Origin of the sequence: Bradyrhizobium sp. 23 (genome assembly GCF_023073295.1) — a bacterium.
GTDB classification, from domain to species: domain Bacteria; phylum Pseudomonadota; class Alphaproteobacteria; order Rhizobiales; family Xanthobacteraceae; genus Bradyrhizobium; species Bradyrhizobium canariense_D.
In genome coordinates, this window is record NZ_JADPJF010000151.1 from 249771 (window position 1) to 259713 (window position 9943).

Below are 9943 nucleotides of genomic sequence, written 5' to 3' on the forward strand. Positions count from 1 at the left end.
AGGCACCACCGCCAGCACGGGATCGGCGGCATTGCCGGCCTCGTCACTGAAATAGATGCGGGTATAGAGATGCCGCAGCATGCCGCGACCAAACACCGCAAGCAGGACATGCGGTGCCTGCGGCTTGCCGTCGGGATCGGGCACCACGCCCGGCTTGATGGTTTCAAAGGAATAATTGCCGTCGTTGTCGGTGCCGCAACGGGCAAAGCCGCGGAAGCTCGCATTCGGCAGCGCGCGCTTGTCCTGCGGATCCGCGAAGCGCCCCTGCGCGTCGGCCTGCCAGATCTCCAGCATGGCATCGGGCACAACGACTCCGTCGCCGTCGAACACGCGGCCCTCGATCCGGACGCGATCGCCGGTGACGTCGGGCGTCAGCGTCGAGTTGGTGAACGCATCATTCCAGGCATACTCGCCGGTCGGCGTCAGGCCGTATTTGAAGAACGGGCCGACGGTCTGCGACGGCGTGATCCCATTGTCCTGCACTTAATGGTTCTCCATAGGGGTGGCGTTCTTGCCGCGCAGCACGATGTCAAAGCGGTAACACAGCGCCCATTCGGGCTGGGTGTTCTCGAGATCAAATGACGACACCATCCGCGCCCGCGCCTTCTCGTCCGGCACCGAATTGAAGATCGGATCGAACGGGAACAGCGGATCGGCCGGGAAGTACATCTGCGTCACGAGACGCGTGACGAAGGAATGGCCGAACACAGAGAGATGGATGTGTGCGGGACGCCAGGCGTTATGATGGTTGCCCCAGGGATAGGCGCCAGGCTTGATGGTGACAAAGCGGTAGTAACCGGAGACGTCGCTCACGGTGCGGCCGGCGCCCGTAAAGTTCGGATCGAGCGGAGCCGGATGCTGGTCGCGGACGTGAACGTAACGGCCGCAGGAATTGGCCTGCCAGATCTCGACCAGCGAGTTCGGCACGCCGCGGCCGTCCTCGTCGCGCACATGGCCGTGCACAATAATGCGTTCCCCGAGCGGCTCGCCGGTGTGTTGGGTGGTGAGATCATTGTCGCCCTCGCGAACGGTCTCGTGGCCGTAGACCGGGCCGGTCAGCTCCGACAGCGTATGGCGCATCGGGATCAAGGGTTTGTTCGGCGCACGCTTGACCGAGCTTTTGTACTCGGGCGACAGCGGCAGCGGATGCGCCGTGTTGCTGTCGACGGGATAGATGAATGTCATTGGCGAACTCCTCCCCGGCCCTTTTCCGACCGGTCAACGCTTCCGCCAATCATTATAGGATATAACTAATTGGGGGAAGCGGCTTTGAGCCCTATTTGATCGGCGGACGCGGCAGGACGGCCTCGCCGGCTTCGAGCCGATAGACATGGTCCAGCGAATACCAGGGCGTCGCGACGTCGCGCTCGGTCGGATGTGGCGTGTCATGGCGCAGGAACTTGCCCATCAGCGCTTTGGTCACGCCGAACTGCACGTCACTATCGATATGCGGGTCGGCGGGGTCGTAGACCTGCGAGATCAGCACCTTGAATCCGGGCTTGAAGACCAACGCGTGCAGGTGCGCGGGACGATAGGGATGCCGCTTCTGCGCCTCCAGGAGGCGGCCGACCACGCCGTCGGTCGGAATGGGATAGCCGACCATCATCACGGAGCGGAACGAGAAGGCTCCGTCCTGGTCGGTCGTAAACTTGCCGCGCAGGTTCATGTCGGCCTGCTCGGGGTCCTGGTTTTCATAGAGACCAACCGGCGACGCGTGCCAGACGTCGACCTCGGCGCCGGCGACGGGACGGCCGTCCTTGTCCACGACGCGGCCGTTGACGAACAGCGGCGCGCCTGGGGTCTCGGAGCGGACGATCGATCCGCCATTTTCCACCCGCGGCGAGTTCAGCCGCCAGAATGGTCCGAGCAGCGACTGGTCGGTCTCCGTGTTGCCCTCATCGCCATTATTCAGCAGGCACACCAGCGGCGAGACGCCGAGCGAGCCTGCCATCAGCACGACCTCATTATGCGTGTCGGTCGAGAGCTTGCCGAGTTCGGCGATAACAGCCGTGGCGTCGCGGAATTCCTTCTCGGTCAGGCGAACGTCGCGAACAAAACCGTGCAGATGCTTGACCAGGGAGACCATGATCTGGCGTAGCCGTGGATCGGATGTCTGCTCCATCACCGCCAAGGCCGCGGCCGTGACGTCCTGCTCGCGCGCGATGATCATGGGATGCTCCCTCACCTTGCGTCATGGCCGGGCTTGTCCCGGCCATCCACGACCTTCTTCTCGCGGCACCAAGAACGTGGATGCCCGGGCCTTCGCCTCGCCGAAGAGGCTTCGGCCTCGCAGGCGGGACAAGCCCGGGCATGACGAGTCTGGGGCACCCGGCTCCGGGATGACGGCACGCTGCGCGTCCCGTCAGTTCAGCTTCTCGATGGCGACCGCAACGCCCTGGCCAACGCCGACGCACATGGTGGCGAGCGCGAGCTTGCCGCCGCGCTTCTCCATGCCGTGCACCGCGGTGAGCGCGAGGCGCGCGCCACTCATGCCGAGGGGATGACCGAGCGCAATCGCGCCGCCATGCGGATTGACGAAATCGGCATCGTCGGCAACGCCGAGCTGGCGCATGCAGGCGATACCCTGCGAGGCAAAGGCTTCGTTGAGCTCGATCAGGTCGAAATCGCCGATTTTCTTGCCGAGACGTTCCATCAGCTTGCGGGTGGCCGGCACCGGGCCGATGCCCATGATGCGCGGCGGCACGCCGGCGGAGGCGAGGCCGAGGATGCGCGCGCGCGGCGTCAGGCCGTGCTTCTTCACCGCAGCCTCGGACGCCAGGATCATCGCGGCGGCGCCGTCATTGACGCCGGAGGCGTTGCCCGCGGTCACCGTGCCGGGATTGCGCACGATCGGCCTGAGCTTCGTCAGGGCTTCCAGCGTGGTCTCGGGACGCGGATGCTCGTCCTTGTCGACGGTGACAGGGCCGGCCTTGCCGCCGGGAATGGTGATCGGGGTGATTTCTTCGGCGAAATAGCCGGCCGCAATCGCGGCGCCCGCGCGCTGCTGCGAGCGGATCGCGAAGGCGTCCTGATCCGCGCGCGAGACCTGGAATTCCTCGGCGACGTTCTCGCCGGTCTCGGGCATCGCGTCGACGCCATACTGCGCCTTCAGCAGCGGATTGATGAAGCGCCAGCCGATCGTGGTGTCGAAGATCTCAGCCGAGCGCGAGAACGCTTCCTGCGCCTTGCCCATCACGAAGGGCGCGCGCGTCATGGATTCGACGCCGCCGGCAATCGCAAGCTCGATCTCGCCGGAACGGATAGCGCGGCCGGCCGCACCGACCGCATCGAGACCGGAGGCACAGAGCCGGTTCAGGGTCTGGCCTGGAACGGAATCCGGCAGGCCCGCAAGCAGGAGCGCCATGCGTGCCACGTTGCGGTTGTCCTCGCCGGCCTGGTTGGCACAGCCGAAGAAGACCTCGTCAACCTGTGCCCAATCGAGATTGGGGTGCTTGGCCATCAGCGCCTTGATCGGGGCCGCCGCCAGGTCGTCGGCACGCACCTTGGCGAGCGACCCGCCAAAACGGCCGATCGGGGTCCGCACGGCATCGCAGATAAAGACGTCACGCATGGTTGTTCTCCCTGAATGCCGCGATCCGGCCTAAATTCTTCAATGTCGACGGAGTTTTAGGAGGGCGCCCGCGGCAGGTCAATTGACCGATACGCGCGTGTTCCGACGGGTGTGCACGCGAGTTGCGCATGCCGCGGTGCGGACAACGTGGAAAACCTCCCCTCTCCGCCCAAAGCGATAGGAGCGCGGGGCGAAATTTTGTAGGTTGCGCCGCCCATGACAATGCAACAACCGATCCCTGCACCGCCTCCCGACGATACGCCCGCGCCGCAGGCGGAAGCTGCCGCGCGCGTCACGCCGATGATGGAACAGTACCTTGAAATCAAGGCGGCACATCAGGGCCTTCTGCTGTTCTACCGGATGGGCGACTTTTACGAGCTGTTCTTTGAGGACGCCGAGATCGCCTCCAGGACACTCGGCATCGTCCTGACCAAGCGCGGCAAGCATCAAGGCGCCGATATCCCGATGTGCGGCGTGCCAGTCGAGCGCTCCGAGGACTATTTGCACCGGCTGATCACCGCCGGGCACCGGGTCGCGGTGTGCGAGCAGACCGAGGATCCCGCGGCGGCGAAAGCACGCGGCAACAAGAGCGTCGTGCGCCGCGGCGTGGTGCGCCTGGTCACGCCGGGCACGCTGACCGAGGACACGCTGCTCGACGCGCGCGCCAACAATTACCTGCTGGCGCTCGCGCGCGCGCGCTCATCGGCGGGCGGTGACCGCTTTGGCCTCGCCTGGATCGACATCTCGACCGCCGAATTCACGGTGACGGAATGTTCGGGCGGCGAACTCGCCGCCACGCTGGCGCGGATCAATCCGAACGAGGTGATCGTCACCGACGCGCTCTATAACGACAGCGAGCTCGGACAGACCCTGCGCGAGCTGCCGGCGGTGACGCCGCTGACCCGCGACGTCTTCGACGGCGCCACTGCCGAGAAGCGGCTGTGCGACTATTTTGCCGTCGCGACCATGGACGGACTGTCCCAGCTCACGCGGCTGGAAGCCACTGCCGCCGCCGCCGCCGTCACCTATGTTGACCGCACCCAGGTCGGCAAACATCCGCCGCTGTCGCCGCCCGCGCGCGAAGCCTCGGGCGCGACCATGGCGATCGATCCCGCCACCCGCGCCAATCTCGAACTGACGCGGACACTCGCCGGCGAACGCCGCGGCTCGCTGCTCGACGCGATCGACTGCACGGTGACCTCGGCCGGCTCGCGCCTGCTGGCGCAGCGGCTTGCCGCGCCGCTGACCGATGCGGCGGCGATTGCGCGGCGGCTCGATGCCGTCGGCAGCTTCGTTGCCGACTCGGCCGCGCGCGAGGACATCCGCAGCATCCTGCGCGGCGCCCCGGACATGTCGCGGGCGCTGGCCCGTATATCCGTCGGCCGCGGCGGTCCGCGTGACCTCGCCGGCCTGCGCGATGGCATCATCGCCGCCGACCAGGTGCTGACGCGGCTTGACGAACTCGACCAGCCGCCGCAGGAGATCGCCGTCGTGATGGCGGCGCTGCAAAAGCCATCGCGCGAGCTCGCGGCGGAATTCGCCAGGGCGCTCGACGATCAACTGCCGCTGATCAAGCGCGACGGCGGGTTCGTTCGCCAGGGCTATGAGCCTGCGCTGGACGAAACGCGAAATCTGCGCGACGCCTCGCGCCTGGTGGTGGCCTCGATGCAGGCGCGCTACGCCGACAACACGGGTGTGAAGGGGCTCAAGATCCGGCACAACAACGTGCTCGGCTATTTCGTCGAGGTCACCGCGCAGCACGGCGACAAGCTGATGTCGGCGCCGCTAAACGCAACCTTCATCCACCGCCAGACGCTGGCCGGCCAGGTCCGCTTCACCACCTCCGAGCTCGGGGAGATCGAAGCCAAGATCGCCAATGCCGGCGACCGCGCACTCGGGCTCGAGCTCGAGATTTTCGAGCGGCTCTGCGCCAAGGCTTTGGCCATCAGCGAGGAACTGCGCGCCGCCGCTCACGCCTTTGCGCTGCTCGACGTCGCGACGTCGCTTGCCAAGCTGGCGATCGACCAGAACTATGTGCGGCCCGAGGTGGACTCGTCTCTCGGCTTTGCGATCGAGGCGGGCCGCCATCCCGTGGTCGAGCAGGCCTTGAAGCGCAATGGCCAGCCGTTCATCGCCAATGCCTGCGATCTCTCGCCGGGCCCTGCGCAAAAATCCGGCCAGCTCTGGTTGCTGACCGGTCCGAACATGGCGGGTAAGTCGACCTTCCTGCGCCAGAACGCGCTGATTGCGTTGCTCGCCCAGATCGGAAGTTTCGTGCCGGCGACACGCGCGCGGATCGGCATCATCGACCGCCTGTTCTCGCGTGTCGGCGCCGCCGACGATCTCGCCCGCGGCCGTTCCACCTTCATGGTCGAGATGGTCGAGACCGCTGCCATCCTCAACCAGGCCGGCGAGCGCGCGCTCGTGATCCTTGATGAAATCGGCCGCGGCACCGCGACCTTCGACGGCCTCTCGATCGCCTGGGCCGCAATCGAGCACCTGCACGAGAGCAACCGCTGCCGCACGCTGTTCGCGACGCATTACCACGAGCTGACGGCGCTCTCCGCCAAGCTGCCGCGGATGTTCAACGCGACCGTGCGGGTGAAGGAATGGCAGGGCAATGTCGTGTTCCTGCACGAGGTGTTGCCGGGTTCGGCCGATCGCTCTTACGGAATCCAGGTCGCCAAGCTCGCGGGCCTGCCGCCGGCCGTGATCACGCGCGCCAAATCGGTACTGGCGAAGCTGGAAGCCCAGGACCGCGGCCAGACCGCGCGCGCGCTTGCTGACGATCTGCCGCTGTTCGCAGTGCCCTCGCGCGCCGCCGCAGAAGTCACACCGCCGAGCGAGGCCGAACTGCTGATGGACGCGGTGAAGGCGCTGCATCCGGACGAGATGTCGCCACGCGAAGCGCTCGATGCGCTGTATGCGTTGAAGGCCAAGCTGCCGAAGCAGTGACGGTGCCGCAGGGTGGGTGAGCCGAAGGCGTAACCCACCACCTTTGTCAGCGCGCGAGAAGTGGTGGGTTACGCTTCGCTAACCCACCCTATGCTTCTGAACGCTACGCCCTCGCCGCGATCGCCGCCACTTCCGCTGCGGCGCGCTGCATGCTGGTCGACATCTCGTTGGTCACCGTGCTCTGCTCTTCGATTGCCGCGGCCGTCGACGTCACATATTCGCTGACGTTGCTGATGGCCGTCTTGATCGAAGCCAGGGCGGTGACGACGTCTCCAGAGATGCCGTTGAGGCTACCGATCTCAGCGCCGATCTTGTCAGTGGCCTGCTTGGCTTGGTTGGCGAGGCTCTTGACCTCCGAGGCCACCACCGCAAAACCCCGACCGGCTTCACCGGCGCGGGCGGATTCGATGGTGGCGTTGAGTGCCAGGAGGTTGATCTGCCCGGTGATGTTGTTGATGAGCTCGACGATCCCGCTCATCGCCAGCGCCGCTTCAGTGAGGCGCTGGGCCTGGGCATCAGCGGACGCGACCTGCTCCACCGCGCTCATCGCCGTCTCGCGCGATTTGGTCATGGCCTCGGAAATCTCCCGCACCGAGGCGTTCAGCTCTTCCGATCCGGCGGCGACCGATTCCATCATGCCGCGGACGCGCTCGTTGCCCATGCGGACCAGCACCTGTTTCGTGACGTCGGTCGCATATTTCACGACCTTGAACGGCTTGCCGTTGAGATCCATGATCGGATTGTAGGAGGCCTGGATATAGACCTCCCTGCCGCCCTTGCCGATGCGCTTGTATTCGGCCGCCTGATACTGGCCGCGGTTGAGCGCCGCCCAGAACTCGCGATAGCCATTGCCATCGCGCTCCGAGGGCTCGACAAACATGCTGTGGTGCTTGCCCTTGATCTCAGCCAGCGAATAGCCGAGGGCGCCGAGGAAATTGGCGTTGGCGGTGATGATCGTGCCGTCCATGTTGAACTCGATCACCGCCTGCGCCTTCTCGATCGCCGTGATCTGGCCCGCAAGGACGGCATTCTTCAGCTTCTCCGCCGTGACGTCGGTCGCGAACTTGGCGACGCCGAAGGGCTTGCCGTTCTCATCGAGTAGCGGATTGTAGGAGGCGAGAATCCAGACCTCGCGGCCGCCCTTGCCGATGCGCTTGAACTCGCCAGCCTGGTATTCGCCGCGGTTGAGCTTGGCCCAGAACTCGCGATAGGCCGCGCCGTCGCGCTCGGCCTGGGGCATGAAGAGGCTGTGATGCTTGCCCTGGATCTCGGTCAGCGAATAGCCAAGCGCGTTGCAGAAATTCTCGTTGGCCGTGACGATGGTGCCGTCGAGCTTGAACTCGATCACGGCCTGGGCGCGGCCGATAGCGGCGATCTTCGAAGACTCCGTCATGCTCCGGATCTTCTTCTCGGTGATTTCGGTCGCAATCTTGGCGACCATCACCGTCTTGCCGTTGCCGTCGAGCACCGGATTGTAGGATGCTTCGATCCAGATCTCACGGCCGCCCTTCGCGATCCGCTTGAACTCGCTTGCCTGATACTCGCCGCGGTTCAATGCAGCCCAGAACGCCTTGTACTCGGCGCCGTCGCGCTGGTCGGCCGGCATGAACATGGCGTGCTTCTTTCCCTTGATTTCGTCGAGGGAATAGCCGAGGGCGTTCAAGAAATTCTGGTTGGCGCTCAGGATCGTGCCGTCCATGGCAAACTCGATCATGGCCTGCGAGCGGCCGATGGCGGCGAGCTTAGCATCCGCGTCGTTGCGGGACTTGCGGCCAAACATCATTGAATCTCCAAAATCATTAAATTGCGAGACGGGATCAGGTGACGTGACGGCGCGGCACACGCGCTGAATTCCAATCGAATTCCGCCGGTAAAACTCGCGTTGCGAAGACCAAGGCGGATACGCAAGATGATTCAGTACCCATAAGATTCGAATAAAGTGCTAACGAATTCTGGGAAAAGCGATCGCCGACAGAGCAGCCTAAAGCTGCACGACGGTAGGCCTTACACGCTGCTCGGTCGGCGCTGTCACTTGAATGCTTGGTCCTTCAGGAGTTTGAAGGAAAGCGTCTCGCGATCGGTCATGGCGAGTTTTGCTACGGAAGTATCCGGCGACGCCGCGCCGCATGTCCGTAGTGTCACGGCGCTTGCCGCGCCTTGTGCTGCGTACGCCGCCCGATCCCCCACAGCGTCAGATTCCAAACAATGCAGGTGGCGAGTGCAAGCCCAAGACCGACGGCGGAGCCGAACCACGCCACCGCCACGTGCAACACCGCGATCGCCATTCCGAATCCGAGCAGCCCCCAAGCCGAATTGGCCAGCACCGCGGCGGTCGGCGGACCGCCGATTCGCGGATGCAGGATCACCATGATGCTGGAAAACACCACCGGATACAGCGCGATGATGCCGCTGATCCGGGGACCGACCCAGCCCGAGGTCGAGACGACGATTGCGACGAGGGTCGCGACCAGCGCGGCCCGCATCGGCACGTCATACCAGCGCCGCGTCACCAGCGGCATCTTTACATGGCGATAGCCCGCGAGCAGCGGAATGCAGATGCCGAACGCGATCAGATTGGCGGCGAGCCCGGCGGTGAGCGGCCAGTCGAACTGCTTGATGATCGAGGCGAACACGATCCAGACCGCGACCGCGCTTCCGCAACTCACCAGAAGGCTGCGCCGCTGCGCCAGCACCACATAGGTGAGACACATGAAGATCGTCGCGGCATTGACCGGCAAGCTCGACAGCGCGCCCTGCGCGATGAAGGCGGCATCGTGGTCGAGCGCGAGGAAGACGTAGGATGGTCCGGCCGAAACCGGCAAGGTCGCGACCAGCGCGCCGATCACCGGCCCTGAACGCTCGGTGATGATCGACGCCGTCACGACGAACGCCGCCGCGACCATCATGCGCAGAACGAGGATGAGGATGAGGTGGAGCTCGGGGGACATTTTTTTCTTTTGTCGTCCCGGGCTTCGCCGAGACGACACGAATTGTTGGGCGAGCGGCCTTCGCTCGCTACATCCGCTGCATCGACACCGAGACCTTCGGGCCGTTCTTGATGGTCTGATAGACCACGCAGTAGCGCTCGGTGAGCTTGAGCAGCAGGTCGAGCTTGTCTTGCGGCGCATCAGTATCGACGTCGAAGCGCAGACGTATCTCGGCGAAGCCGACCGGCGTCTCCTTGTCGACGCCGAGCGTGCCGCGGAAATCGAGATCGCCCTCGGCGTAGACGTTGCCGGTCTTCAAGGGTACCTCGATCGCGGTCGCGACCGATTTCAGCGTGACGCCGGCGCAGGCGACCAGCGCTTCGAGTAGCATGTCGCCCGAGCAGAGCTCGAGGCCGGAGCCGCCGGTTGCGGGATGCAGGCCGGCCATTGCGATGGCGCGGCCGGTCTCGACCTTGCAGGCGATGCCCTC

General features: G+C 65.0%; 8 protein-coding genes. 1 reads left to right on the top strand and 7 read right to left on the bottom strand.

All coding sequences use genetic code 11. The features are described from left to right. From pcaG to pcaF, 4 genes are all read right to left on the bottom strand, one after another. A partial coding sequence (gene pcaG / locus IVB32_RS38245) for a protocatechuate 3,4-dioxygenase subunit alpha (RefSeq protein ID WP_247413073.1) occupies positions 1–483 on the bottom strand: 483 nt, incomplete at its 3' end. Beyond that, a complete protein-coding gene (pcaH, locus tag IVB32_RS38250) occupies positions 484–1185 on the bottom strand; it encodes a protocatechuate 3,4-dioxygenase subunit beta (RefSeq protein ID WP_018455903.1) in 702 nt (233 codons plus the stop codon). Between the two features lie 91 nt (positions 1186–1276). Next, positions 1277–2170 (bottom strand): dioxygenase, encoded by an 894-nt coding sequence (locus IVB32_RS38255; RefSeq protein WP_018455902.1) that lies wholly within the window; start codon positions 2168–2170, stop codon positions 1277–1279. Positions 2171–2362: 192 nt separating this feature from the next. Beyond that, a complete protein-coding gene (gene pcaF, locus IVB32_RS38260) occupies positions 2363–3571 on the bottom strand; it encodes a 3-oxoadipyl-CoA thiolase (RefSeq protein WP_018455901.1) in 1209 nt (402 codons plus the stop codon). A 216-nt stretch (positions 3572–3787) separates the two neighbouring features. Between pcaF and mutS the strand changes: the two genes are divergently transcribed. Beyond that, positions 3788–6526 (top strand): DNA mismatch repair protein MutS, encoded by a 2739-nt coding sequence (gene mutS, locus IVB32_RS38265; protein WP_026233049.1) that lies wholly within the window; start codon positions 3788–3790, stop codon positions 6524–6526. A gap of 103 nt (positions 6527–6629) precedes the next feature. Here mutS and IVB32_RS38270 read toward each other — a convergent pair whose 3' ends face one another. From IVB32_RS38270 to IVB32_RS38280, 3 genes are all read right to left on the bottom strand, one after another. Further along, entirely contained in the window at positions 6630–8306 is a 1677-nt protein-coding gene (locus IVB32_RS38270; protein WP_204514044.1) for a PAS domain-containing methyl-accepting chemotaxis protein, read from the bottom strand. 358 nt (positions 8307–8664) lie between these two features. Then, positions 8665–9474, bottom strand: a complete 810-nt coding sequence (locus tag IVB32_RS38275; RefSeq protein ID WP_018455898.1) for a hypothetical protein — start codon at positions 9472–9474, stop codon at positions 8665–8667. A 67-nt stretch (positions 9475–9541) separates the two neighbouring features. Continuing rightward, the coding region (locus IVB32_RS38280; protein WP_247413074.1) for an OsmC family protein at positions 9542–9943 on the bottom strand (402 nt) is incomplete at its 5' end.

Coding starts and splice junctions, on each gene's coding strand:
- pcaH (WP_018455903.1), bottom strand. CDS start 1,185: ATGACATTCATCTATCCCGTCGACAGCAACACGGCGCATCCGCTGCCG.
- IVB32_RS38270 (WP_204514044.1), bottom strand. CDS start 8,306: ATGTTTGGCCGCAAGTCCCGCAACGACGCGGATGCTAAGCTCGCCGCC.
- IVB32_RS38255 (WP_018455902.1), bottom strand. CDS start 2,170: ATGATCATCGCGCGCGAGCAGGACGTCACGGCCGCGGCCTTGGCGGTG.
- mutS (WP_026233049.1), top strand. CDS start 3,788: ATGACAATGCAACAACCGATCCCTGCACCGCCTCCCGACGATACGCCC.
- IVB32_RS38275 (WP_018455898.1), bottom strand. CDS start 9,474: ATGTCCCCCGAGCTCCACCTCATCCTCATCCTCGTTCTGCGCATGATG.
- pcaF (WP_018455901.1), bottom strand. CDS start 3,571: ATGCGTGACGTCTTTATCTGCGATGCCGTGCGGACCCCGATCGGCCGT.